The sequence below is a fragment of the Streptomyces sp. HUAS 15-9 genome (assembly GCF_025642155.1).
Taxonomy (GTDB): Bacteria; Actinomycetota; Actinomycetes; order Streptomycetales; family Streptomycetaceae; genus Streptomyces.
Window position 1 is genome coordinate 4937763 of the sequence record NZ_CP106798.1, and the last position, 23393, is coordinate 4961155.

Annotated in this window: 23 protein-coding genes and 2 pseudogenes; 13 read left to right on the top strand and 12 right to left on the bottom strand. The window is 70.7% G+C overall.

From position 1 onward, the window contains the following. Positions 1-2: 2 nt before the first annotated feature. Genes N8I87_RS22800 through N8I87_RS22815 form a run of 4 tightly spaced genes read right to left on the bottom strand, consistent with a single transcriptional unit; the run spans position 3 to position 2640 of the window. Positions 3-1268: a tyrosine-protein phosphatase gene (locus tag N8I87_RS22800; protein ID WP_263211229.1), complete on the bottom strand. Its 1266-nt coding sequence runs from the start codon at positions 1266-1268 to the stop codon at positions 3-5. A gap of 3 nt (positions 1269-1271) precedes the next feature. Then, positions 1272-1466: a hypothetical protein gene (locus N8I87_RS22805; protein WP_263216989.1), complete on the bottom strand. Its 195-nt coding sequence runs from the start codon at positions 1464-1466 to the stop codon at positions 1272-1274. After that, entirely contained in the window at positions 1466-2242 is a 777-nt protein-coding gene (locus N8I87_RS22810; protein WP_263211231.1) for an SDR family NAD(P)-dependent oxidoreductase, read from the bottom strand. Before N8I87_RS22810 ends, N8I87_RS22805 begins: the two co-directional genes overlap by 1 nt. A 59-nt stretch (positions 2243-2301) precedes the next feature. After that, positions 2302-2640 carry a YnfA family protein gene (locus tag N8I87_RS22815; protein WP_263211233.1) on the bottom strand — a complete coding sequence of 113 codons (339 nt, stop codon included), beginning with the start codon at positions 2638-2640 and terminating at the stop codon, positions 2302-2304. An 83-nt stretch (positions 2641-2723) separates the two neighbouring features. Here N8I87_RS22815 and N8I87_RS22820 point away from each other — a divergent pair, with 83 nt between their 5' ends. Together N8I87_RS22820 and N8I87_RS22825 are read left to right on the top strand one after the other, a co-directional pair. Next, the gene (locus tag N8I87_RS22820) at positions 2724-3188 is read left to right on the top strand and encodes a hypothetical protein (protein WP_263211235.1); all 465 of its coding nucleotides are present in this window, start codon (positions 2724-2726) and stop codon (positions 3186-3188) included. Between the two features lie 80 nt (positions 3189-3268). Further along, positions 3269-3760, top strand: a complete 492-nt coding sequence (locus N8I87_RS22825) for a MarR family winged helix-turn-helix transcriptional regulator (protein WP_263211236.1) — start codon at positions 3269-3271, stop codon at positions 3758-3760. Between the two features lie 21 nt (positions 3761-3781). Here the strand turns inward: N8I87_RS22825 and N8I87_RS22830 are convergent, their stop codons facing one another. Beyond that, positions 3782-4594 carry a helix-turn-helix domain-containing protein gene (locus tag N8I87_RS22830; RefSeq protein WP_263211238.1) on the bottom strand — a complete coding sequence of 271 codons (813 nt, stop codon included), beginning with the start codon at positions 4592-4594 and terminating at the stop codon, positions 3782-3784. A gap of 104 nt (positions 4595-4698) precedes the next feature. Between N8I87_RS22830 and N8I87_RS22835 the strand changes: the two genes are divergently transcribed. The 6 genes from N8I87_RS22835 (at position 4699) to N8I87_RS22860 (ending at position 11155) form a co-directional block, all read left to right on the top strand. After that, a complete protein-coding gene (locus N8I87_RS22835; RefSeq protein ID WP_263211240.1) occupies positions 4699-5784 on the top strand; it encodes an LLM class flavin-dependent oxidoreductase in 1086 nt (361 codons plus the stop codon). Further along, positions 5781-6371, top strand: coding sequence for an FMN reductase (locus N8I87_RS22840; protein ID WP_263211242.1), 591 nt, complete (start codon positions 5781-5783; stop codon positions 6369-6371). Before N8I87_RS22835 ends, N8I87_RS22840 begins: the two co-directional genes overlap by 4 nt. 140 nt (positions 6372-6511) lie before the next feature. Then, a complete protein-coding gene (locus tag N8I87_RS22845) occupies positions 6512-7237 on the top strand; it encodes a response regulator transcription factor (protein WP_317633564.1) in 726 nt (241 codons plus the stop codon). Further along, positions 7238-8692 carry a sensor histidine kinase gene (locus N8I87_RS22850; protein WP_263211246.1) on the top strand — a complete coding sequence of 485 codons (1455 nt, stop codon included), beginning with the start codon at positions 7238-7240 and terminating at the stop codon, positions 8690-8692. It abuts the gene before it with no gap. Between the two features lie 300 nt (positions 8693-8992). Then, positions 8993-9193: a hypothetical protein gene (locus N8I87_RS22855; protein ID WP_263211248.1), complete on the top strand. Its 201-nt coding sequence runs from the start codon at positions 8993-8995 to the stop codon at positions 9191-9193. Positions 9194-9277: 84 nt separating this feature from the next. Further along, complete coding sequence (locus N8I87_RS22860; RefSeq protein ID WP_411577272.1) at positions 9278-11155, top strand: phosphatidylglycerol lysyltransferase domain-containing protein; 1878 nt, start codon at positions 9278-9280, stop codon at positions 11153-11155. On the opposite strand, the pseudogene N8I87_RS22865 reads toward N8I87_RS22860, so the two are convergent. The 3 genes and pseudogenes from N8I87_RS22865 to N8I87_RS22875 all read right to left on the bottom strand — a co-directional run. Continuing rightward, a pseudogene (locus tag N8I87_RS22865) lies at positions 11124-11312 on the bottom strand (peptidase M20); the annotation flags it as partial. The gene N8I87_RS22860 and the pseudogene N8I87_RS22865 sit on opposite strands and share 32 nt — an antisense overlap. A gap of 96 nt (positions 11313-11408) precedes the next feature. Next, on the bottom strand, positions 11409-12878 hold the full coding sequence (locus N8I87_RS22870) for an APC family permease (protein WP_263211250.1): 1470 nt from the start codon (positions 12876-12878) through the stop codon (positions 11409-11411). 71 nt (positions 12879-12949) lie between these two features. Then, on the bottom strand, positions 12950-13684 hold the full coding sequence (locus N8I87_RS22875) for a FadR/GntR family transcriptional regulator (RefSeq protein ID WP_263211252.1): 735 nt from the start codon (positions 13682-13684) through the stop codon (positions 12950-12952). 271 nt (positions 13685-13955) lie between these two features. Here N8I87_RS22875 and N8I87_RS22880 point away from each other — a divergent pair, with 271 nt between their 5' ends. Next, positions 13956-15416 carry an amino acid permease gene (locus tag N8I87_RS22880; RefSeq protein WP_263211254.1) on the top strand — a complete coding sequence of 487 codons (1461 nt, stop codon included), beginning with the start codon at positions 13956-13958 and terminating at the stop codon, positions 15414-15416. A 461-nt stretch (positions 15417-15877) separates the two neighbouring features. Here N8I87_RS22880 and N8I87_RS22885 read toward each other — a convergent pair whose 3' ends face one another. Both N8I87_RS22885 and N8I87_RS44425 read right to left on the bottom strand, forming a co-directional pair. Then, a complete protein-coding gene (locus N8I87_RS22885; RefSeq protein ID WP_263211256.1) occupies positions 15878-16144 on the bottom strand; it encodes a GlsB/YeaQ/YmgE family stress response membrane protein in 267 nt (88 codons plus the stop codon). A gap of 274 nt (positions 16145-16418) precedes the next feature. Continuing rightward, positions 16419-16502 (bottom strand): annotated as a pseudogene (locus tag N8I87_RS44425) (FAD-dependent oxidoreductase); the annotation flags it as partial. 61 nt (positions 16503-16563) lie between these two features. Here N8I87_RS44425 and N8I87_RS22890 point away from each other — a divergent pair. Further along, entirely contained in the window at positions 16564-16950 is a 387-nt protein-coding gene (locus N8I87_RS22890; protein WP_263211258.1) for a hypothetical protein, read from the top strand. A 141-nt stretch (positions 16951-17091) separates the two neighbouring features. Then, positions 17092-18582 carry a protein kinase domain-containing protein gene (locus tag N8I87_RS22895; RefSeq protein WP_263211260.1) on the top strand — a complete coding sequence of 497 codons (1491 nt, stop codon included), beginning with the start codon at positions 17092-17094 and terminating at the stop codon, positions 18580-18582. Between the two features lie 802 nt (positions 18583-19384). On the opposite strand, the gene N8I87_RS22900 is transcribed toward N8I87_RS22895, so the two are convergent. Then, on the bottom strand, positions 19385-20110 hold the full coding sequence (locus N8I87_RS22900) for a dienelactone hydrolase family protein (protein ID WP_263211261.1): 726 nt from the start codon (positions 20108-20110) through the stop codon (positions 19385-19387). Positions 20111-20349: 239 nt separating this feature from the next. After that, positions 20350-20787 (bottom strand): hypothetical protein, encoded by a 438-nt coding sequence (locus N8I87_RS22905; RefSeq protein WP_003974483.1) that lies wholly within the window; start codon positions 20785-20787, stop codon positions 20350-20352. A 522-nt stretch (positions 20788-21309) separates the two neighbouring features. Between N8I87_RS22905 and hemL the strand changes: the two genes are divergently transcribed. Together hemL and N8I87_RS22915 are read left to right on the top strand one after the other, a co-directional pair. Continuing rightward, the gene (hemL, locus tag N8I87_RS22910; RefSeq protein ID WP_263211268.1) at positions 21310-22626 is read left to right on the top strand and encodes a glutamate-1-semialdehyde 2,1-aminomutase; all 1317 of its coding nucleotides are present in this window, start codon (positions 21310-21312) and stop codon (positions 22624-22626) included. 32 nt (positions 22627-22658) lie between these two features. Next, positions 22659-23306 (top strand): histidine phosphatase family protein, encoded by a 648-nt coding sequence (locus N8I87_RS22915; RefSeq protein ID WP_263216604.1) that lies wholly within the window; start codon positions 22659-22661, stop codon positions 23304-23306. The last annotated feature ends 87 nt before the right edge of the window (positions 23307-23393 follow it).

Sequence of the window (23393 nt, forward strand, 5' to 3'; positions counted from 1 at the left end):
CCCTACAGCCGCTTCTCCAGCAAGATCACCGCGTACGGGCTGCCCAACCCCCCGTCCTTGGCTCTCTGTTCGCCGACCACCGTGTAGCCCGCCGACTCGTAGTAGGCGCGCAGGCGGGGGTTGGAGGTCAGGCAGTCGAGGCGGGCGTAGGGGCGGCCCGTTGCCGTGATGCGGGACTCCGCCTCCGTCAGCATGTGGCGGCCCGTGGCGGGTGGGGACGTGTGCGGGGTGGTCATCAGGCGGTGGATGTAGCCGGCGTCGGGTGGGCGGGGGCCCCAGGCCGCGGGGTCGTCCCACCACAGTTCCCAGGCGCCCGCCAGGTGGCCGCCCGCGTGTGCCAGCCAGACCTCGCCTTCGCGCATCCGGGTGCGGAAGTGGGCCTCGTCCTTCTCGCCCGGCTTCCACTGGTCGATGCCCCGGGCCAGCTGCCACAGGGCCGCGGCGTCGCGGAGACGGACCAGCAGGGCGGTGTCGGCCGGTGTCGCCCTGCGGTACGTCAGCGGGGGCCAGGCCGTCGGGGTCGGTTCCAGGAGGCTCGCGCGGAGGGAATGTGTGAGGGCCTTCGCGTCCAGGCCCAGGGTGTCGGTGACGTAGGAGTCGATCGAGCCGTAGCGCTCCCGCATGGCCGTCAGGAACAGGTGCATCACCGATGCCGGGGCCCGGCCGACGTACGGCCACGTCGGGGTGCGGCCCTCGTTTCTGCGCCGCCAGTCGGACAGGAGAGCGGGGGCGGCGAGTTCCGTGAGGGTGAAGTCCTCGACGATGGTCGGCTCGTCGATGCCCAGCAACGTCAGTACCGTCGCGGCCAGTTGGCCCGTGCGGTCCTTGCCCGAGGCGCAGTGGAAGACCAGGGGAGTGCCGGAGGCGGCCGATTCCGCGATCAGCTCCAGGGCCGCGGCCATCTCCTTCGTGCCGTCCGCCGCCACTTCCAGGTAGCGCTCGGAGAGATAGGGGCCCGGGGCTGTTTCGGGGGACTGCGACGGCTGGTCGTAGGGGCGGTGCTCGATGCTCAGGTTGTGGTACGCGAGGGAGGGGTGCTCGGGGACGCGGCCCTGGGCCTTTGCCTCCCAGGGGTGGCGCAGATCCAGCACCGTGCCTGTCCCCAGGGACAGGAAGCGGTCCCAGTCCGTTGTGCCCTCGGCCAGCCTGCCCAGGGAGTCGGCCCGGTACAGCAGGCCCGGGCGGATGCGCCGACGGCCGTCCGGTGTCGAATAGCCGCCCAGGTCACGGAAGTTGTGCAGGTTGTCGAAGGCTATGTGTCGGTCCACGCCTCAGTGTGCATGGCGGACGGCGTAGATCATGATGAACGCCACGAAGTGAATGCCGAAGAGGAAGTACGCGAGGAAGTACCAGACCTGGCGCTCGTTCTTCGTCTCCTGGGCCAGCCGGCGCTTCTCCAGGGACTCGTCCATGGCCTGGCCCGTCCCCGGGACCGTCTCCGGGCCCGTCTCCTGAGGCTCGCTCATCACAGCTCCCTGTGCACTTTGGTGTTGGACGCCTGCGCGCGGGGCCGCAGCACCAGAAGGTCGACGTTGACATGGCTGGGGCGGGTCACCGCCCAGGTGATCGTCTCCGCCACGTCCTCGGCGGTGAGCGGCTCGGCGACGCCCGCGTAGACCTTCTCCGCCCGGTCCGCGTCGCCGCCGAAGCGGGTCAGCGCGAACTCGTCGGTCTTGACCATGCCGGGCGCGATCTCGATGACGCGGACCGGCTGCCCGACGATCTCCAGACGCAGGGTCTCGGCGAGGACGTGCTCACCGTGCTTGGCGGCGACATAGCCCGCGCCGCCCTCGTACGTGCCGAGCCCGGCCGTGGAGGACACCACGACCACGGTGCCGTCCCCGCTCGCCACCAGCTTCGGGAGCAGGGCCTGGGTGAGGTTCAGCGTGCCGATGACGTTCGTCTCGTACATCGCGCGCCAGTGCGCCGGGTCCCCGGTGGCGACCGGGTCGGCGCCGAGCGCGCCGCCCGCGTTGTTGACAAGGACGCCGATGGTCTTGAAGGCCGTCGCGAACTCGTCGACCGCCGCGCGGTCGGTGACGTCCAGCTGGTAGGCCGTCGCCGAGTGGCCGGCCGCCTCGATCTCCTCCGCCAGCGCCTCGATACGGTCCTTGCGGCGGGCGGTGAGGACGACCCGGTAGCCGGCCTGTGCGAGCCCCCGGGCCGTGGCGGCGCCGATGCCGCTGCTCGCACCGGTGACGACGGCGATGCGGGAGGCGGCGGGCGGTGCTGCGGGGGCCATGGGCTGCTCCTCGGGTCCTCGGGTGTGCGTACGTTCGTTCCGACCAGGGTAGGCGTCGCTCAGGTCCCGCTCCTCGGGGCCCACATGATCACGGCCATACCGGCGAGACAGACCAGTGCCCCGGCGATGTCCCAGCGGTCGGGACGGTAGCCGTCGGCGACCACGCCCCACAGGATCGAACCGGCGACGAAGATCCCGCCGTACGCGGCCAGGATGCGGCCGAAGTGGGCGTCCGGCTGGAAGGTGGCGACGAAGCCGTAGGCGCCGAGGGCGAGGACCCCGCCGGCCACCCAGAGCCAGCCGCGGTGCTCGCGGACGCCCTGCCAGATCAGCCACGCGCCGCCGATCTCGAAGATCGCGGCGACGACGAAGAGGGCGGCGGAGCGGAGGATGAGCATGCGGGCAGCTTCGCACGTCGGTGTCACCTGATGGACGGCGCCTGCTCACGGCTTCGCGTGGGATACATCCCTACATGGTGAGGATGAGGATGCTTGCTGTGTGCAGTGTGGTGCCGGCCGTGTTCGCGGTCGCCGTCGCCGGGCCCGCCCGGGCGGGCGGTGTGCCGGAGGCCGACCTGTCGTATCACGGTTCGGCGGTGATGACCGGGGAGCGGATGTACGTCCGGCTCACCCCGGCCAACCACGGGCCGTCCGCCGTTCCGGATTCCAGCGTGCGGCTGACCTGGTCGGTGCCGCTCGCGGACGGGCAGCGGCTGCCGGCCGGGTGCGTCCGTACGGGAGAGCGGGAACTGGTCTGCGGGACGGGCGCGCTGCCCGCGGACGGGCTGGGACAGGCGACCGACGTCGGCGTCGTGCTGAGCGACAGCCCGCAGGAGGTGACGCTGGAGGTCGAGACGGAGTGGAGCGGTGGCACGGTGGACCGCAACCGGGCCAATGACCGGGCGCGGGTGCTGGTGCTCAACACCGGGGACGCGTACTCCTTCTGACCGGGGCCGGTGGTTTTGGCCGGGGGCGGGACGGGTGCGTCGTACGATCTCTGCACGGCGCAGACGAAAGGGAGCAGGGCATGTCCGGGAGCGCGAACGGGTCCGGTGCCGCGCGGTCGCGGCTGCTGGACGAGCTGTCCACGGTCTCCCGCCGCTACATGGCGTCGTACGCCCTGTTCAACCAGGCCGTCGCCGACAGCATCGGTCTGCACCCCACCGACCTGCAGTGCCTGAACCTGCTCACGCTGGAGCGGGGACCGGTGACGACGGGCCGGGTCGCGGAGCTGACGGGGCTGACGACCGGGTCGGCGACCCGGCTGGTGGACCGGCTGGAGAAGGCCGGGTACGTGGTCCGGGAGCGGGACGCGGCCGACCGGCGGCGGGTGCTCGTGGCGACCGTGCCGGAGAAGATCGCCGAGTTCGGGCGGATGTGGGAGCGGCTGGGCGGCGACTGGTCCGCGCTCTTCTCCGACCTGGACGACGTCGAACTCGGCGTGATCGTGCGGCACATGCGGCGGACGGTGGACTTCAGCAGCGAGCAGATCGCCCGACTGCGGGGGGAGCGGGGCTAGGGGCTACGGGGCAGGGGGTGATCACGGCGTTCCGCTTCGAGAAGCCGCTGGATCGGTGGCGTACGCGGTGGGCGGCACCCCCACCGTCGCCGTGAAGTCCCGGACGAGGTGTGCCTGGTCCGCGTAGCCGAGGTCGGCTGCCAGGGCGGCCCAGTCCACCGTGTGGTCGGTCTCTGCGTGTTCCAGGGCCTCGTGGATGCGGTAGCGGAGGATCACCCACTTCGGGCCCACGCCGACGTACGCGGCGAAGAGGCGCTGCAGGAGGCGTACGGACATGCCCTCGGACCGGGCGAAGTCCGTGACGCGGCGGATCGTGCGGTCGGTGCGGACACGGTCGACCAGGGCCATGGCCAGGTCGGCCTGGGGGTCGGGGCGGGGGCCGAGCGAGAGCAGGCAGGTGTCGAGGGCGGCTACGCGGGCGTCCTCGTCGTCGGGGGTCAGGACGGGTGCAGGGTCGGTGTCGGGGAGGCGGACGCGCTTGCCCGTCCACTGCGAGACCGGGTGGTCGGGTGCGAAGGGGCGGTAGCCGCCCGGCCGGAACTGGATCCCGCAGACCCGGCCCCTGCCCTCCAGCTTCTGTGTGAACAGGCCGAGCCCGATCCCGGCCACCTCGGCGAAGGGCTCCTGCCCTTCGAACCGCTGGAAGACGATGTTCACGGACGGGTGCGGGACGACATGGGAGGCGTACGGCTGGGTCAGCTCCCAGTCGATCAGCCAGTAGTGCTCCAGGTAGGGGCGGAGCGGCTCCGCGGGCTCTCGGCGGCGGAAGTCCACGCGCGCGAAGAGCTCCGCGGCGTCGACGATGCCTCGGGTGTCACGGCGTGGGGCGGCCATGTCGCGATCGTAGGCCGGGGCACTGACAAGGGGCGGAATACCAGGGCGGGGGTGACGGTTGGAGAGTATAGTTGAATCATCAACAACTTGGAGGATGAGCGACCATGCAGTTCGGGATCTTCAGCGTGGGCGACGTCACCCCGGACCCCGCCACGGGCCGCACGCCGACCGAGCGCGAGCGCATCAAGGCCATGGTCGCCATCGCGCTGAAGGCCGAGGAGGTCGGCCTGGACGTCTTCGCGACCGGCGAGCACCACAACCCGCCGTTCGTGCCGTCGTCGCCGACCACGATGCTCGGCCACATAGCCGCGAAGACGGAGAAGCTGATCCTCTCCACGTCCACCACCCTGATCACCACCAACGACCCGGTGAAGATCGCGGAGGACTACGCGATGCTCCAGCACCTGGCGGACGGGCGGGTCGACCTGATGATGGGCCGCGGCAACACCGGGCCGGTGTACCCGTGGTTCGGCCAGGACATCCGCGAGGGCATCAACCTCGCCATCGAGAACTACGCCCTGCTGCGCCGGTTGTGGCGCGAGGACGTCGTCGACTGGGAGGGCAAGTTCCGCACGCCGCTGCAGGGCTTCACCTCCACCCCGCGGCCGATGGACGACGTGCCGCCGTTCGTCTGGCACGGCTCCATCCGCTCCCCGGAGATCGCCGAGCAGGCCGCCTACTACGGCGACGGCTTCTTTCACAACAACATCTTCTGGCCCGCCGACCACACCAAGCGCATGGTCGAGTTCTACCGCAAGCGGTTCGCGCACTACGGGCACGGCACGCCCGAGCAGGCGATCGTCGGGCTCGGCGGCCAGGTGTTCATGCGGAAGAACTCGCAGGACGCGGTGCGCGAGTTCCGGCCGTACTTCGACAACGCGCCGGTATACGGCCACGGGCCCTCCCTGGAGGACTTCACCGACCAGACCCCGCTGACCGTCGGCTCGCCGCAGCAGGTGATCGAGAAGACGCTGGCCTTCCGCGAGTACGCCGGTGACTACCAGCGCCAGCTGTTCCTGATGGACCACGCCGGGCTGCCGCTGAAGACCGTCCTCGAGCAGCTCGACCTGCTGGCCGAGGAGGTCGTACCGGTGCTGCGCGAGGAGTTCGCCAAGGGTCGCCCGGCCGATGTGCCCGAGGCGCCCACCCACGCTTCCCTCCTCGAGAAGAAAGAGGTGACCGCCGTATGAAACTCGTCGTCGTCTCGGCGGGGCTGAGCGTCCCCTCGTCCACGCGGCTGCTCGCCGACCGGCTGGCCGCCGCCGTCGGCCGGCAGGCCCCGGTGGAGATCCAGGTGGTCGAGCTGCGCGAGCTCGCCGTGGAGATCGCGCACAACTTCACCAACGGCTTCCCGGGCCGCGGCCTGTCCGCCGCCCTGGACGCCGTCACGGAGGCGGACGGGCTGATCGTCGTCACGCCGGTGTTCTCGGCGTCGTACAGCGGACTGTTCAAGTCGTTCTTCGACGTGCTGGACAAGGACGCGCTCGCGGGCGAGCCGGTGCTGATCGCCGCCACCGGCGGCACCGCCCGCCACTCCCTGGTGCTGGAACACGCGCTGCGCCCGCTGTTCACCTATCTGCGGGCCGTGGTCGTCCCGACCGGCGTGTACGCCGCCTCGGAGGACTGGGGCGCGGAAGGGCTGCCGGAGCGGATCGAGCGGGCGGCGGAGGAACTGGCGCGGCTGATGACCGGGCTGTCGGCTGCCGGGCCGGAGGCCCAGGGCGCCATGGATGTGGTGCCCTTCGAGGATCGGCTCGCGCGGCTCGCCAGCGCTTGAGCCGACGGTGAGAAGACGGTAGGGGCCCGCTCCTGGTTGCCTCTGTGAGGGTGAGAGCCAGGTAAAAAGGGTGATCGTAGGCCCGCTCGCCCCGGCCGAACCGCCACCCGCCTTGGCAGACTGGGTCCGTGCCCCAGACTGTGCTGCTCGCCGAAGACGATCGTGCCATCCGTCATGCCCTGGAGCGTGCCCTGACCCTGGAGGGCTACCAGGTGACGGCGGTCGCCGACGGCGTGGAAGCACTGGCGCAGGCCCACCGCACCCCGCCGGACGTGCTCGTGCTCGATGTGATGATGCCGGGCATCGACGGGCTGCAGGTGTGCCGCGTCCTGCGGGCCGAGGGCGACCGCACGCCGATCCTGATGCTCACCGCGCTGGTGGAGACCGCCGACCGCATCGCGGGCCTGGACGCCGGGGCCGACGACTATGTCGTCAAGCCCTTCGACGTCGAGGAGGTCTTCGCCCGGCTCCGCGCCCTGCTGCGCCGCACCAGCCCGGTGAACGCGGTCAGCGGCAGCGGCCACGCCGGCGGCAGCGATCTGGCCAGGGAGCCGCAGATCTCCGACCGGCAGATCGAGGCCGCCGGGCTGCGCATGGACCTCCAGGCCCGCCGGGCCTGGCGCGGTCAGCGGGAGCTGGAGCTGACCCGCACCGAGTTCGAGCTGCTGGAACTGCTGGTCCGCAACTCGGGGATCGTCCTCGACCACTCCACCATCTACGACCGGATCTGGGGCTACGACTTCGGGCCCGGCTCCAAGAACCTGGCCGTCTACGTCGGCTATCTGCGCCGCAAGCTGGACGAGCCCGGCGCGCCGCAGTTGATCCACACCGTGCGGGGCGTGGGTTACGTGCTCCGGGAGGACTGAGTGGGCCGCCTCAGGCGGCTGCCGGCCCGGCGCCGGCCCAAGCTCGTGTCGCTGCGCACCACCTTCGCCGTGTCCTTCGCGGCCGTCACCGCGGTCGTCACCATCCTCGTGGGCATCCTGTCCTACGGCGCCGCCGCCCGGCTGGTGCGGGTGGACCAGCAGTCGGTGTTCACCCAGGTCGTGCAGGACGTGCAGGACGAGGTGCGGCAGCACGAGATGGTGCCGGACGACTTCAGCTCCTCGCGTCCGGGGCACGATCTGGTGCGGCCCGCCCGTACCGATGTGCAGGTGCTCGGGGCGAAGGGGCAGATCGTCGACCACGGGAGTCCCGTGCTCCCCGTCACCGCCCGCGACCGGGCCGCGGCCACCGCCAGGGAGGCCGGCCGGACCGTCCAGTACAAGGACGTGCGGGTCGGCGAGGACCTCTTCCGCATCGCCACCGTGGCGCTCGGCGACGGGCGGGGCGCGGTGCAGGTCGCGCAGGAGTTCAGCGACACCGAGGACCTGCTGCGGGCGCTGCAGCAGCGGACGCTGATGCTCATGGCCGCCGTCGTGGTCGCCGCGGGGCTCTTCGGCTGGTGGCTGGCCCGCCGTATCACCCGGCGCCTGGTCGTCCTCACCTCGGCCGCCGAGGACGTCGCCCGTACCCGCCGGCTGGGCATCGAGGTGCCCGTCGCGGGCCTCGACGAGGTGGGGCGCCTGGGCCGCGCCTTCGACCGCATGCTGGGGCGGCTGGCCCAGTCGGAGGAGGACCAGCGCCGGCTCGTGCAGGACGCCGGGCACGAGCTGCGCACCCCGCTGACGTCGTTGCGTACGAACATCTCGCTGCTGCGGAGGATCGACGAGCTTCCGCCCGCCACCCGGGACGAGCTGGTCGCCGACCTCACCCAGGAGGCGCGCGAGCTGACCGACCTGGTCAACGAGCTCGTCGATCTCGCCGCCGGGCAGTCCGACGCCGAGCCGCCGCAGCGGGTGGACCTCGCCGACATCGCCGAGGACGTCGTGGGGCTCGCGAAGCGCCGTACCGGGCGGGCGATCGTCCTGCGGGTGAGCGGCGACACGACCACCGACGGCCGGCCCGGCATGCTCCAGCGCGCGATGTCCAACCTCGTCGAGAACGCGGCGAAGTTCGACCGCGGCGGCGAGGCTCCCATCGAGGTCAACATCACCGGGCCGGCCAGGCACGGCACGGTCCGCGTCGAGGTCCTCGACCGTGGGCCCGGGATCGCCGACGGCGACCTGATGCGCATCTTCGACCGCTTCTACCGCGCGGCCGACGCCCGCTCCCTGCCCGGCTCCGGACTCGGCCTGTCCATCGTCCGTGAGGTGGCCATGGCCCACGGCGGCGCACCGTTCGCCTTCCGGCGCGAGGGGGGCGGGTCGGTCATCGGGTTCACGGTCGGCGGCGGGATCGGGGGCGGGGACGCGCGGGGTGGCGGGGTCCGCGGGACGTGAGCCGTCGCCTGGACGCAGGGCGTGTCGTCACCCTTGAGGGCGACCGCCGGAACGCCGAGGTCCGTAGCGGTGGCCTGGGCGGGTCCGGTCTCGCCGACCGGGCGTTCGCGCGACCTGAGGCCAAGCCGACCCTACGTACTGTAGGTTCCCATCTGCCGACGGCCGTTCGTCTGTCCACCGGGGGGAACCATGCAGGGCACTGAGACACCGCGGGCCCGGCGGCCCCGAGGGCCCCGACAGCTCCGGTGGTTCCTGTCGCAGGCGGAGGTCAGCCTCGCGCCCACGCTCACCGTGCTCGTCGTGAGCCTTGTGATCGCCGCCACAGGGGTGTATGAACTGTGCGGCTTCGGACTGCACAGCCTCGACCGGCGCCCGCATCTCTTCAGTGACGGGCTCGCCACGGGCGGTGTGATCGTCGCCGTCGTGGCGGCCGGCGCGGCCGTGGGCAACCTGGCCTGGCATCTGGCGGCGGCGCGGCGGGGGTCGGACCGGACCGGGTGAGACCCGATAGGCCCATATACCGACTTCCCTACAAGCTGTAGGGTCAGCCTAGTCCCGTCCCCGTCCCCAAGGTGACCAGTCACCATGCCCGCACCCGCACAGCGGCCGCCCCTGATTTCCCCACAAGTCCCCGCTCAGCGCAACTCCCGGCAGCGCGCCGCCGAGGCCGACCCGCCCCCGCTCAGGGTCTGGGCCGCCACGGCCACGGTCTGGTACCTGCGGCTGATGGCCGTGTTCAACATCGTGGCCGTCATGTCGCTGCCGTTCCGCCAGGAAGTCCAGGAGCACAACACCGGCCGGCTCCTGGACATCCACCGTGCGCACGCACACCACGCCGGCCAGTTCTTCACCCCGTACCTGGCCACCGCCGGCCTCGTCTCGGCCGCGCTCGCGCTGTTCCTCGCGCTGGTGATGCGACGCCGCAAGCGGGCCGCCTGGGTGTCCAACCTGCTGCTCGCCGGCCCCCTCTTCGGCCTCTACGTCCTCGCCCTCACCCAGCCCGAGTACCGCGAACACGTCTTCAACTGGGTCTCCGCCGGCCTCACCGGGCTCTTCGTGGCCGCGCTGATCGTCGGCCGCCGCGAGTTCAACGCGGTGGGCGATCCCTCCAACCCGAAGCTGGCCCTGGCCGTCGGCGCGGGCGGCGTCCTCGTCACCGGCGCTCTGGGCACGCTGCTCGTGAACGCCACCAACAAGCTCCCCGGCGCGAGCCTCACCGACGAGATCGCCTACACCTTCCTGCGGGGCATCAGCGTCGGCCCGCTCGCCGACCGCATCGATGTCGTGCACGCGCCCCGCTGGACCGACATCGCCATCAACTTTCTGCTCGCGGCGGCCTTCTGCCTCGTCCTGTACGCCTGCTTCCGCTCGCCCCGCGGGCGTCGGCTGCTCAGCGCGGAGGACGAGGAGCGGCTGCGCCGACTGCTCGACCGGCACGGCGCCCGCGACTCCCTCGGCTACTTCGCGCTGCGCCGCGACAAGGCCGTCATCTGGTCGCCCACCGGCAAGGCCGCCATCGGCTACCGCGTCATCGGCGCCGTCAGCCTCGCCTCCGGCGACCCGATCGGCGACCCGGAGGCCTGGCCCGGCGCCATCGACGCCTGGCTCGCCGAGGCACGCCGGCACGCCTGGACGCCCGCCGTGATGGGCGCCGGCGAGGAGGCCGGCACGATCTACGCACGCCATGGCCTGGACGCCCTGGAACTCGGCGACGAGGCGATCGTGGACCTGGCCGACTTCACCCTCGAAGGGCGCGCCATGCGCGTCGTACGGCAGGCGCACAACCGTGTCCGCCGGGCCGGGTACACGGTCCGCATCCGGCGCCACGAGGACATCCCCGACGACGAGATGGCCCTGCTCGTCGAGCGCGCCGACCACTGGCGCGACGGTGCCACCGAGCGCGGCTTCTCCATGGCGCTGGGCCGCCTCGGCGACCCGTCCGACGGCCGCTGCGTGATGCTGGAGTGCCGGGACGCCGACGGCGCGCCGCGCGCCCTGCTCAGCTTCGTCCCCTGGGGTGAGCACGGCCTCTCCCTCGACCTGATGCGCCGTGATCGCGAGGGCGAGAACGGTCTGATGGAGTACATGGTCGTGGAACTCCTGCTGCGGGCGGAGGAGTTGGACGTCCAGCGGGTCTCGCTGAACTTCGCGATGTTCCGCTCGGTCTTCGAACGCGGCTCCCGCCTCGGCGCCGGCCCGGTCCTGCGTCTGTGGCGCTCGATCCTCACCTTCTTCTCACGCTGGTGGCAGATCGAGTCCCTGTACCGCGCCAACGCCAAGTACCGCCCGCTGTGGGAGCCGCGCTATCTGCTCTTCGCCAAGAGCAGCGACATCCCGCGCATCGGGCTGGCGAGCGCGCGGGCGGAGGGCTTCCTCACGCCGCCCGCGCTCCCGTCCTTCACCCGGCGCAAGCAGACCCCCTGCGAGGAGGTCACTGCGTCCCCACCGTCCGCAGCAGGGTGAGCACCAACGTCCGCGCCACACCCACCACCTCGGCCAAGGACACCCGCTCCTGCGGGCTGTGCGCAACCTTGATGTCCCCCGGCCCGAACTGCAGCGTCGGTATCCCGGCCCCGGCATACAGCCGCAGGTCGCTCCCGTACGGCGCCCCGCGCTCCCGGTCACGCTGGGATCGCCAGCAGTTCGAGCAGGGTGCGGCCGATGGCCTCCTCGTCGACGGAGCCGAGGGCGGCGGCCTCCTTCCGTCCCGTCGGGTTCACTCCACGTCGGCGACGACCGACCCGACGCGTTCGGCCAGGCCCGGGTCGCGGCGGACCAGGAGGGTCGCATAGCCGACGGAGCCGAGCAGCGCGGCCAGTGCCGCGTAGGGGAACCAGCTGTACGGCGCCGGCTGTCCCGGCTTGGCGAGGTAGTAGAGCGGAACCAGGATGGCCAGGGTGCCGATCGCGGGCAGCACCAGGTGCCGTACCACCCGGAACTCCTGCGGACGGTATCTGCGGTAGTACAGCGGCAGGGCGATGTTGGAGGCGAGGTAGACCAGCAGGATCAGCAGGGAGCCCAGGCTGGAGGACTCGGTGAAGAAGACCACGGGGTCCATCGAGCCCTTTCCGCCGAGCAGATGCCCCAGGCCCCAGCCCGCGATGATCAGCAGCGCGGTGACGGCGAAGGTGACGATCGCGTTGGTCGGCGTACGGCGGGTGGGATGCACATAGCCGAAGAAGGACGGCAGCAGCCCCTCGCGTCCGGCGTTGAACACCAGCCGCGCCTGGGAGTTGATCCCTGCGATCAGCACCCCGAGGGTGGAGGTCAGGCCCCCGACGTAGGCGACGAACGCCAGCGCGCCGAGGGTGTGGCGGGCGACGTCGATGAAGGGGATGGGGGAGGCGCCGAGCCGCTCCACGTCGTAGCCGAAGCCGGTGACCGTGGCGTACGAGAAGAGGATGTAGCTCACCGTCATGATCGCGACGGAGGAGAACACCGCGCGGCCGACGTTGCGCCGTGGGTTCTCCGTCTCCTCGGCCAGCGCCGCCGAGTTCTCCCAGCCGATGAACAGATACACCGCCAGCGGGAAGCCCGCCGCCAGCCCCTGGAGGCCGTGGGTGAGGTGGCTCGGCAGGAACGGAGCTGCCGAGAGGTGGCCGCGGTGCTCGACGAGGGTCGCGATCGAGACCACGACCAGGACCAGCATCTCCACGACGAAGAAGTAGCCGGCCCACTTGGTGGAGACCACGATCCCGCGCAGCATCAGCATCACGGCCAGCCCGGTCAGCAGCAGCGTCCAGATGATCCACGGCAGGTCGACGCCGGTGTAGTGGTTGAGCGTGATCTGTACGAACCCGCCCGAGATCGCGATGACGGAGCCCATCGCGATGATGTAGCCGAGGCCGGCCAGCAGCGCCGTGGTCACCGCGCTGACCGGCCCGAAGGTCTTGCCTACGAAGGTGATGAAGCTGCCCGCCGAGGGGTGCGCCCGGGAGAACTCGGCGAGGGTGTTGCCCAGCAGGGCGACGGCGACGCCCGCGGCGGCGATGGTCAGTGGGGAGGCGACGCCCGCGGTGGTGGCCAGGAAGGCGAAGCCGAAGAAGAAGCTCATGGCCGGGCCGACGTTGGCCATCGTGGCGGCGGCGATGTCCGCCATGCCGAGGACGCCGCCGCGCAGCCGCTGGGGCGCGCCGTCGGTCTGGCCCGACGTCGGGGACGGGCCGACCGCTCCGGGGTCGGGCATGGCGACGGCTCCTTCTCGGGGGTGGCGGCACGGGCAGGGGAGGGAAGGGGGCTGGCCGGCGCGAGCGGGTGTCAGTCCGGGACGGCGTGCTGGTGGGCCTTCACCGCTCGTACCGCCGGGGCCATCGCGCCGCGGGTGAGCTCGTCCAGCAGGTCGGCGTGGCAGCGGTTGCGGGCCCGAATGACGGCGGGTGCCGGAGCGGGCCGCAGCAGGCACTGCCGGCCGAGCAGGTCGGCGGCGAACTCACGGATGCCGGCGCCGCCCAGCGTCTGTGCGAGGTCGAGGTGGAAGCGGGTCTCCAGTTCGAGCAGCCGGGCCTCCTCGTAGACCTGGTTCATCTCGTCGACCAGGGCGCGCAGCCCGTCGAGCCGGCCGTCCGGGATCTCGCCTGCGGTGTGGGCCACGAGACCGCACTCGAGCAGCAGGTGGAAGGCCTCCAGCGCGTCCGCCTCGGTGGCGTCGTGCATCAGGGCGACGACCGTGTCCCAGTCCGCCGCGACGAAGGTCCCGCCGGCCCGGCCCCGACGGCGGTCGAGCAGCCCGTCCTGGCACATGCCCTCCAGCGCGCGGCGCACGGTGATCTCACTGATCCCCAGTTCCTCGGCGAGGACGCCGGCGTCCGGCAGCCGGTCTCCCGGTGCCACGGACTTCAGGCGTACCCGCAGGGCGATCCGTGAGCGGACGAGCTCCGATCCGGTGGGGCCCCGGCCCGTCAGGACGCGGGTGTCCCATACCCCGGCGACCGGCGCGGGCCGTGCGGGACCCGGCTGGTTGTAGGGACCGAACTTGCCCGCTGCATTCACCACGACGCCACCCTAACGGCCTGCCGAGCGGGGACTTGGCCCGCGGCGACGGTATCCGTACGGGGGGTTCTCGCGACCATGCCGCGTTGTTGTGCATGGGGGCTCCCCAGGGGCCGGAACACGGGGACGACGCGGTGGCCGCACCCAAAGATGCGGCTCCGCGCGCTGCACGAAAAATAGAGCAAGGTGAACAGTTAAACAAGTCTTGTTCTTTTGGATCGTACTGAACTAATTTCCAGACGCCCTGGTCCGCCCTCCCTCCATGGATGTCGAGATGACCACACGTCCCCCCGTCCCCGCCCCTTCGGACACCGGCCCGGCGACGACCGCCGCCGAGAGCGCTCCGGCCGACTCCGGTCTGCAGGCCGGACTGAAGAACCGCCACCTGTCGATGATCGCGATCGGCGGCGTCATCGGCGCAGGCCTGTTCGTCGGCTCCGGCTCCGGCATCGCCGCCGCGGGCCCCGGCATCCTCGTGTCCTACGCGCTCGTCGGCGTCCTCGTCGTCCTGGTCATGCGCATGCTCGGCGAGATGGCCGCGGCCAACCCGACCTCCGGCTCGTTCTCCGCGTACGCGGACCGCGCGCTGGGCCGCTGGGCCGGATTCACCATCGGCTGGCTGTACTGGTTCTTCTGGGTCGTGGTGCTCGCGGTCGAGGCGACCGCCGGGGCGAAGATCCTGGCCGGCTGGATTCCGGCGGTCCCGCAGTGGGGCTGGGCACTGATCGTCATGACCGTCCTCACCGCCACCAACCTGGCCTCGGTCAGCTCCTACGGCGAGTTCGAGTTCTGGTTCGCCGGCATCAAGGTCGTCGCCATCGCCGTGTTCATCGTGATCGGCGGCCTGGCGATCTTCGGTCTCCTCCCCGGCTCCGACCACCCGGCATCCGGCTTCTCCTACCTCACCTCGCACGGCGGCTTCCTGCCGAACGGCCCCGGCGCGATCCTCACCGGCGTCCTGATGGTGGTCTTCTCCTTCATGGGCAGCGAGATCGTCACGCTGGCGGCGGGGGAGACCGCGGACCCGCGGGCCGCCGTCACCAAGGCCACCAACAGCGTGATCTGGCGGATCGCGGTGTTCTACCTGGGCTCGATCCTGATCGTGGTCTCGCTGCTGCGCTGGGACGACCCGGCGATCCTCAAGGACGGCTCGTACGTCGCGGCCCTCAGCTCCATCGGTATCCCGCACGCCGCCCAGATCATGAACGCGATCGTGCTGACCTCGGTCCTGTCCTGCCTCAACTCCGGCCTCTACACCGCCTCGCGCATGGCCTTCTCCCTCGGCCGGCGCAGCGACGCCCCGGCCTCCTTCGGCCGGGCCACGGGACGCGGCGTGCCGCGTGCGGCCATCCTGGCCTCGGTGGTCTTCGGCTTCGTCGCGGTCGCCTTCAACTACCTGTGGCCGGACACGGTCTTCCAGTTCCTGCTCAACTCCTCCGGCGCGATCGCCCTGTTCGTCTGGATGGTGATCTGCTTCTCCCAGCTGCGCATGCGCAAGATCATCGAACGGGAGACACCGGAGAAGCTGGTCGTCAGGATGTGGCTGTACCCCTACCTGACCTGGGCCACCATCGCCCTGATCACCTTCGTACTGGGCTACATGCTCACCGACACGGCCGACGGCGGCGGCCGCGACCAGGTGGTCCTGTCCACCCTGGTGGCCATCGGTGTGGTCGTCTTCGCCCTGATCCGCGAACGCCGGGCCCGCAACCGGAACGCGGTCACGTCGTCGTAGGGACGACCTTGCGCAACGGCGGTGGTGCGGCTCCGGCCGCACCACCGCCGTGGGCGTGCACAAGGGAGGGGCCCAACAACCCCGCCCGTCGGCATGTGAAGCTTGTGGGATTTCAGCTCGGGGCCGTACCCGGCGGTTCACGGGGGCTTTTCGGCTTCATGTGCGCTGCATTGGTTCCACGAGGACCTGCCACGACGGCGCCTGACCGCGACGGGCGCTGTGACGACCGACGGGCGCTGCGACGGCCACGGGGAGAATCTGGCGGCGCGGGCGAGGGATGAACCCATCGGTTTGTCGCTGTCCAAGGGCGGCAACGTGCCGTTGGGCAGAAAGGCACCGGGTCCGAGGGCAGTTGTGGTGAGCCTCGGGCCACGAAAACCGCGCGCGGTCAGAGGTTCGGCCGGATGCCGAGTGCCTGCCGAGACGACGACGGTACTCGGCGAGCTGTCCGCGACGGCGGGTCATTCGCGGGAGTTGCCGACCAGGATGCGGTAACCGATGAGCAGCACCAGGGAACCGGCGATCGCGGCAGCCCAGGTGTAGAGGTCGAAGAAGTCCTTCTCCACCGGGCGGTCGAGGAAGCGGGCGGAGAGCCAGCCGCCGACGAATGCGCCCGCGACGCCGATGAGAGTGGTGCCGATCAGTCCGCCCCGGTCGCGGCCGGGCAGCAGCACCTTGGCGATGGCTCCGGCGAGCAGGCCGAGGATGAGCCAGCTGATGATGCCCACAGTGTTGTTCCTCCCGTTGGGTCGGATCCGCGTCGAGTGAGCCGGAGACCGACACGTGGTTCGCTTGTCTGCGCAAGCCCGGTAATGCTTGGTCAGGTGGTATGGGGATGGGTATGCCGCGATGGCAGGTGGGGCAGGCGCCGGTCCACAGGGCGAGGACCGTCTGCGGCTCCCGGACGACTTCGTGGAGGCCCGGGCCGGCACCGCGTCTTCGGGGCCCGGGTCGGCCGTTGGAGGATGCAGATGGCGTGGGCGCTGCCCAGAGCCGGATCTTTCAGTCCGTGATTTCCTTGGCGGCGCGGATTCCCGCCAGGTAGGCGCCGTGGACGGTCTGGTAGGAGTCGCGGTGCGTGGCCTCGCCGGCGAACCGGGCGACCCTGGTCCGTCATTTCCCTACCCGTAAGCTCCTGGTGCAGGCGATGGCCGAGAAGATCCTGGACGACTGCGACCGGGTCCTGGCCCAGGCCGAGGCCGGCGCCGCGCCCATGGAGCAAATACTGGGCGGGCTGGTCGCCGAGTACACGCCGTTCGCCCAGTTGTGGAACCTGGTCTACGTCGATCCCGACGTCTCGGGTCTGCCCGAGGCCAGCACGCGGGCCAAGGCGATCTTCCTCCGGACCGTCAAGCTCATGGAGCGCGGCCAGAGATCGGGGCTGCTGCGGGGCGACATGCCGGCCACCTGGCTGGCCTCGACGTTCTGCGGCCTGGCCGAGACCGCATGGGAGCTGACACTCGAAGGCCACATGGGAGCACGCCAAGCCCCGGACTTCATCAACGCGATCCTGCTGCACGGCGCGGTCGCCTGACCATCGCCCGGCACCATCTGGTCCCGGGCCCTGGCCGACTGGTCACGTGAGCGCTGCGACCCGCCGACTGCAGCGGTGGTGACGGGCCCGCCGAGGTCGCGCCGTAAGCTGCGCCGGGTTTCTGATTCACGGGAGGCGTGGGTGGGGCGGGAAATGGTCCTCAGTGGCCGGTACGAGCTGGCCGAGAAGCTCGGGCAGGGTGGCATGGGAACGGTCCATCGGGGAGTGGACCGGCAGTTGCGCCGCACCGTCGCAGTCAAGCTGCTCTCCTCGGAGTTGGCCCACGATCCGCAGTCGCGAGCCCGTTTCCGGCGTGAGGCTCACGCGGCCGCCGCGCTGAACCATCCGGCGGTGGCCACCATCCACGACGTCGGCGAGGAGCCGCACCTGGATGGCCCGCGGCCCTACCTGGTCATGGAGTACGTGCAGGGCACCACGCTCGCCGAGGTGCTGCACGGCGGCCCACTCCCCGTCGCCGAGGCGATCAACGTGGCCTGCGCGGTACTGGACGCGCTGCGGCACAGTCACGAGCGCGGCATTGTGCACAGGGACATCAAGCCCTCGAACATCATGCTCACCGGCCCCGGCACCGTGAAGGTCCTCGACTTCGGCATCGCCAAGGCGTTCACCGAGGCCGCCACCCGCATCACCGGCAGCGGTGCGGCGATTGGCACTCCCGCTTACCTTTCTCCCGAGCAGATCAACGGGGCGGAGATCGACCATCGAGCCGATCTGTACGCGATGGGGTGTCTGCTGCACGAACTGCTGACCGGGCAGACCCCGTTCCGTGGCGAATCGCCCTTCGCCGTCATGCACCAGCACCTGTACGCCGAACCCGAACCGGTCTCCCGGCTGAGCCCGCAGATACCACCCGCGGTGGAGGCGGTGATCCTGCGCGCCCTCGGCAAGGAACCGAAGGAACGGTTCGCCGATGCCGGGCAGATGCGCGGAGCCCTCGCCGACGCCCTGACACAGGCCTCCATGCCGACGGTCCAGGCCACCACGCCCGGGCCTTCGGCGACGCGAACCGGCGGCCGAACCGCTTCCCGGGACAAGTTCCGTATCTCACTGCGCCCTTCCGCGGACAACGCGCTGGCCCTGCTCGGATGTCTGCTGTCGCTGCTGTGCGCACGTGGCCACCTGGTGGACACCGCTCACTTCGGCCGGGTCGCCATCGCGGCCGCCGCGTTGGGCGTGGTGACGCTGCCGTGGTCGACACGCCTGTCATGCGCGGTGGGCTGGGGGCCGGTGGCCGAGTCCGTGGCGGTCAACTCCGAACTGCGGCGCGCCGACATCGGCTGGGGTCACTCGTACGTCGCCATCGCCGTCCTGCTGGCAGTGACCGCCGCCTGCTGCCTCGTCAGCGTGGTACGCAGCCAGGAGCGCGGCGCCGGCTCACTGGTCGCCTTCTGGTTCAGTGCCACCGCGTCGATCTGGTACTTCCTCGACGACCTGCACAAGCTCTTCGTCTTCTACCTGCTGCTGTCGTTGACGGTCGTTGTCACCGTGTCATGGGAGACCGTCGGACTCGTGCGGCGCCGGGCCGCCGCCCGGCCGCCGGCTCACGACTACGTCGACCCGGAACCTCAGGGCATGACGAGGTCGTCGGACGGCCTGGAAATCAGCGCGTGAGCCGAGGCAATCGGGACCCGAGAGCCCAGACCGGGATCACCGACCCGCCGAGGTGTCCGGAGACAGGTTCGATGTCCACCACCCCGTGGGCGACCAGAGCCCCGAGATTGTCGTAGAACCAGGCCGGTTCACGGACCGGATGCCGATCGTCCTCAGGCAGCCCAGCCAGTCCGGCTGACAGGTCACAGGCAGGCAGCCGTTCGTGCGCGACCTGCCAGCCTGCGCCAGCCGCACGCTTCGATACCCGCGGAAGAGATCCACTCGTACCGGCAGAGTGTCGGCATGCTCGGTCAGCGGCAATCGCCGAAACGAGACGGCTCCGGTCCCTGTCCGTGTCGCGTTGAGGCCGATCGAAGAACGCGATGCAGCAACCTGGCGAGGGAGCCGTTGTGGATGCGGTGTGGTGGGCTGCTGGCGCCGTCTGTCAGGCCGGGCCGCGACGCCGTCGAGGGCATGGGCCGGGGTGCACGGGTGGGGGCGGCTTGGGCCGCGTGGTATCCGCGGGGTCGTTCGGGAGGGACAGCGGGCCGACGGGGCCTGGCAGTTGGCCCCCGGGGTCGCACACGCCCGCATCTTCCTCAACTCACGGTAAACACCACATCACTGGTGCTCGATGTTGCGCTCGGTTCGCGGACAGCCGGCTGCCGGCCGCCAACCCCGGCCCGGCCCCGGCGCGATCGGGATGGTTGTGTATCTGCCGGTCGCCGCCATCGAGGAGGGCCGGGGCGGCGGGGCCTGTCCTCGATGAGCGGCATCCTGGCCGAGACCGCCTACCGCCCGCTGCCGGTCCGAGGACCCGCTCTCACTTCAGGTGTCGGCCGAAGAAGCGGTCCCCGTCCTCCCTCTCGAACCACGGGGTACCGAGGTGGCCGCCCAGATTGGCGTGCAGCGTCTTCTCCTTGCTGCCGAAGGCGTCGAACAGGTCCAGGGCCCGCTGCCGGGGGTTCCCTTCGTCGTCCCACTGCAGCAGGAGCAGCAGCGGAACGGTGACCTGCCGGGCCTCCTCGCGCTGGGCCTGGGGCACATAACCCCCGGCGAAGAAACCGGCGGCCGCGATGCGGGGCTCGACCACCGCAAGGCGGATGCCGAGGGCGGTCCACCCCGAGTATCCGACCGGGCCGCCGATCTCGGGCAGCTCAAGGAGGGCGTCCAGGGTGGTCCGCCAGTCCGGGACCGCCTTTTCGACCAGGGGGCCGACGAAGGACTCGAAGATCTCGTCGACCCGCTCGCCGGCCTGCATCGCCCGGCGGAGGTCGGCGCGAGCCTGCTCGTCGGCGGCGGAACGGGGCCGGTCACCGCACCCGGCGGCGTCGATGGAGGCCACCGCGTAGCCGGACGCCGCGGAGAGCCGGGCGCGGGCCACCAGCCGGGGCTGCGCCTTGGGCAGGCCGTTGTTGTGGGCCATCAGGATCAGCGGAACCGGTGCGGATGCGGATCCGGGCGTCCACAGGGTGCCGGGGATCTCGCCGAGGGTGAACTCGCGCTCCAGGACGCCGTCGTCGAGGCGCTGTTCGGAAGTGAAATGCATGGTCGTGCCTTTCGGGAGTGCGCTTGAACGGCGCTCCCGGACGACCTATCGCCCGACCGTGACCCCGGAGGGGAGCACCCATGTCGATACTGCGTTCACGGGTACCACCTCCTCGTTCTCTCGCACGGCCTCCGGGAGATTAGCAACGGCCGCCATGGTCCACCAACGGGTTTTTGCGGATGACAAAAGGCGGGGTCCGTAAACCCCGCCTGAAATCAGTGAAACCCCAGCTCAGAAGCTCACGGCCACACCAGGCAATACGGCTGATGCCCCGCCTCATGAAGGCGATGGCTGAAGTCCTGCCACTCGTGCAGCAGCTGGTACACGTTGAACGCGTCCCGCGGGCCGCCCCGGTCCGGGACCGTGGACCAGATGAAGGCCGCCGCGCCCACCGCTTCCTCGCCTATGCCGCGTAGCGGGTCGACCACCGTCATCGGGAGCTTTACGACGGCGTAGTCGGGGTGCAGGACGACCAGCTCCAGGGGTGGGACCTTGTGCAGGGGCACGCCCTCGATGCCGGTCAGCACCATCGCGGCCATCGTCTCCGGCTTGATCTTGGTGAACATGCCGTTCATGCCGAGCTCGTCGCCGCCGAGTTCCTCGGGGCGCATCGAGATCGGGACGCGGGCCGCGGTCGCGCCGTCGGGCGCGCCGAAGTATTTGTACGTCACCCCCACCCGGCCACCATTCCTGCTCCCCGTTCTCAGCGGATCGACCCGATGCTCGATCCGACGTTCGATACGTCGCTCGTCCCGCTCCGACTCACCGGGTACCCCGTGTGACTGACGTGCCTCGGTCTCCTCCGCGTCGCGTCGGTGCCTTCCCCGCCGGGCGCGTCGAGGACCCAGATCATCAGTCCCCTCGCCCAGTCCGCCACCGCGATGCATATCTCCACCCGACTGCTTTTCTAGGACGCGTGGCCCCCGCCGCGCAACCCGATCATCGTGTCAGTGACCTCCCCCACGGCCGCCCGCCGAAACGTGCGCCGAAACACCAGTCCGCGGGATCTTCGCAGCCTCTGAACACCATGAGCCGTATGAGCTGTGTGTATCAGCTGTGTGTATCAGCTCCCAGTCTCGCAGATCCGCCGGGTCGGCCCGGGCAACGGCGACGTGATTGTCGGAGCGGTGACGAGGGCGTCCTACCCTGATGGGGTCACTACGCAACCGGAGTCCGAGAAGTCGGAGAAGTCGCACGTCATGAGCGAAATGCCCTATCCGTACGAAGCACCTGCCTCGCAGGCTCTGTTCGACCGTGCGGCCGCCGTCACGCCTGGTGGCGTGAACTCCCCGGTGCGCGCCTTCCGGGCCGTGGGCGGTACGCCACGGTTCATGGCGTCCGGCACCGGTCCGTATCTGACCGACGCCGACGGGCGGGAGTACGTCGATCTCGTCTGCTCCTGGGGACCCATGATCCTCGGGCACGCGCATCCCGAGGTCATCGCCGCAGCCCAGGAGGCCGTCGCACGCGGTACGTCGTTCGGCACGCCCGGTGAGGGCGAGGTCGCCCTCGCCGAGGAGATCGTCGCGCGGGTCGAGCCCGTCGAGCAGGTGCGGCTCGTGTCCAGCGGGACCGAGGCCACCATGTCGGCGATCCGGCTGGCGCGCGGGTTCACCCGGCGGACCAAGGTGATCAAGTTCGCCGGGTGTTATCACGGGCATGTCGACTCGCTGCTCGCCGCGGCGGGCTCCGGGGTGGCCACCTTCGCGCTGCCCGACACTCCCGGCGTCACCGGTGCCCAGGCCGGGGACACGATCGTGCTGCCGTACAACGATCTCGAGGCCGTGAACGAGGCCTTCCACCGGCACCCCGGTGAGATCGCCTGTGTGATCACCGAGGCCTCGCCCGGCAACATGGGTGTCGTGCCGCCGGCGCCCGGGTTCAACCAGGGACTGAAGGACGCCTGCCAGCGCAACGGGGCCCTCTTCATCTCCGACGAGGTCATGACCGGCTTCAGGACCAGCCGCGCCGGGTGGTACGGGATCGACGGGGTCAGGCCCGACCTGATGACCTTCGGGAAGGTCATGGGCGGTGGGTTCCCGGCCGCCGCCTTCGGCGGGCGCGCCGACGTCATGGCGCACCTCGCGCCCGCCGGGCCCGTCTACCAGGCCGGCACCCTCTCCGGGAACCCCGTCGCCACCGCCGCGGGCCTCGCCCAGCTGCGGCTCCTGGACGACGCGGCGTACGAGAAGGTCGACGCCGTCTCCGCGCAGATCCAGGGTCTCGTCACCGAGGCCCTCACCAAGGAGGGCGTCGCGCACCAGCTGCAGACCGCCTCCAACATGTTCTCCGTCTTCTTCACCAACCGCCCCGTGCGGAGCTACGAGGACGCCAAGGCGCAGGAGTCCTTCCGCTTCACCGCCTTCTTCCACTCGCTGCTGGCGGGCGGCGTGTATCTGCCGCCGTCGTCCTTCGAGTCCTGGTTCGTATCCACGGCCCATGACGAGCGGGCCATCCAGAAGATCGCCGACGCCCTCCCGGCGGCGGCCCGAGCAGCCGCGGAGGCCACCGCGTGAGCAGCAGCAACGACATCACCGTCGTCCACCTCATGCGGCACGGCGAGGTCGCCAACCCGGACGGGGTGCTGTACGGGCGTCTGCCGGGCTACCACCTCTCCGAGCTCGGGCGGCAGATGGCCGACCGGGTCGCCGAGCACCTCGCCCCCCGGGACGTGACGTACGCCGTCGCCTCCCCGCTGGAGCGGGCGCAGGAGACCGCGACCCCGATCGCCAAGGCGCACGGGCTCGACCTCGACACCGACGAGCGGCTCATCGAGGCCGAGAACGTCTTCCAGGGCAAGACCTTCGGCGTCGGGGACGGCGCCCTGCGCAAGCCCGGCAACTGGAAGCACCTCGTCAACCCCTTCAGGCCGTCGTGGGGTGAGCCGTACGTCGACCAGGTCGTACGGATGATGGGCGCGCTCGACGCGGCCAAGGACCGGGCGCGCGGGCACGAGGCCGTGCTCGTCAGCCACCAGCTGCCGATCTGGATCGTGCGGTCGTACGTCGAGAAGCGGCGGCTGTGGCACGACCCGCGCAGACGGCAGTGCACGCTCGCCTCGCTGACGACCTTCACCTACCAGGGCGACAAGATCGTCTCCGTCGGCTACACCGAGCCGGCGCGGGACCTCGTCCCCGCCCATCTGCTCTCCGGAGCCAAGCCGGTGAAGGGACAGAGCAAGGCATTCGGCGCCTGAGGCGACCTGAGGCGTGTGAGGCGCGTGAGGCGCGCCTGACACTCCGTCAAGGGGCCCCACTTCGGGGCCCCTTAGGACGTTTTTGTC

Bases quoted from the DNA above. Each gene is read 5' to 3' on its own strand.
- N8I87_RS22805 (WP_263216989.1), bottom strand. From the start codon at position 1,466: ATGAGCGAGCCTCAGGAGACGGGCCCGGAGACGGTCCCGGGGACGGGC.
- N8I87_RS22810 (WP_263211231.1), bottom strand. From the start codon at position 2,242: ATGGCCCCCGCAGCACCGCCCGCCGCCTCCCGCATCGCCGTCGTCACC.
- N8I87_RS22815 (WP_263211233.1), bottom strand. From the start codon at position 2,640: ATGCTCATCCTCCGCTCCGCCGCCCTCTTCGTCGTCGCCGCGATCTTC.
- N8I87_RS22820 (WP_263211235.1), top strand. From the start codon at position 2,724: ATGAGGATGCTTGCTGTGTGCAGTGTGGTGCCGGCCGTGTTCGCGGTC.
- N8I87_RS22825 (WP_263211236.1), top strand. From the start codon at position 3,269: ATGTCCGGGAGCGCGAACGGGTCCGGTGCCGCGCGGTCGCGGCTGCTG.
- N8I87_RS22830 (WP_263211238.1), bottom strand. From the start codon at position 4,594: ATGGCCGCCCCACGCCGTGACACCCGAGGCATCGTCGACGCCGCGGAG.
- N8I87_RS22835 (WP_263211240.1), top strand. From the start codon at position 4,699: ATGCAGTTCGGGATCTTCAGCGTGGGCGACGTCACCCCGGACCCCGCC.
- N8I87_RS22840 (WP_263211242.1), top strand. From the start codon at position 5,781: ATGAAACTCGTCGTCGTCTCGGCGGGGCTGAGCGTCCCCTCGTCCACG.
- N8I87_RS22860 (WP_411577272.1), top strand. From the start codon at position 9,278: ATGCCCGCACCCGCACAGCGGCCGCCCCTGATTTCCCCACAAGTCCCC.
- N8I87_RS22870 (WP_263211250.1), bottom strand. From the start codon at position 12,878: ATGCCCGACCCCGGAGCGGTCGGCCCGTCCCCGACGTCGGGCCAGACC.
- N8I87_RS22880 (WP_263211254.1), top strand. From the start codon at position 13,956: ATGACCACACGTCCCCCCGTCCCCGCCCCTTCGGACACCGGCCCGGCG.
- N8I87_RS22890 (WP_263211258.1), top strand. From the start codon at position 16,564: ATGGCCGAGAAGATCCTGGACGACTGCGACCGGGTCCTGGCCCAGGCC.
- N8I87_RS22900 (WP_263211261.1), bottom strand. From the start codon at position 20,110: ATGCATTTCACTTCCGAACAGCGCCTCGACGACGGCGTCCTGGAGCGC.
- hemL (WP_263211268.1), top strand. From the start codon at position 21,310: ATGAGCGAAATGCCCTATCCGTACGAAGCACCTGCCTCGCAGGCTCTG.
- N8I87_RS22915 (WP_263216604.1), top strand. From the start codon at position 22,659: ATGCGGCACGGCGAGGTCGCCAACCCGGACGGGGTGCTGTACGGGCGT.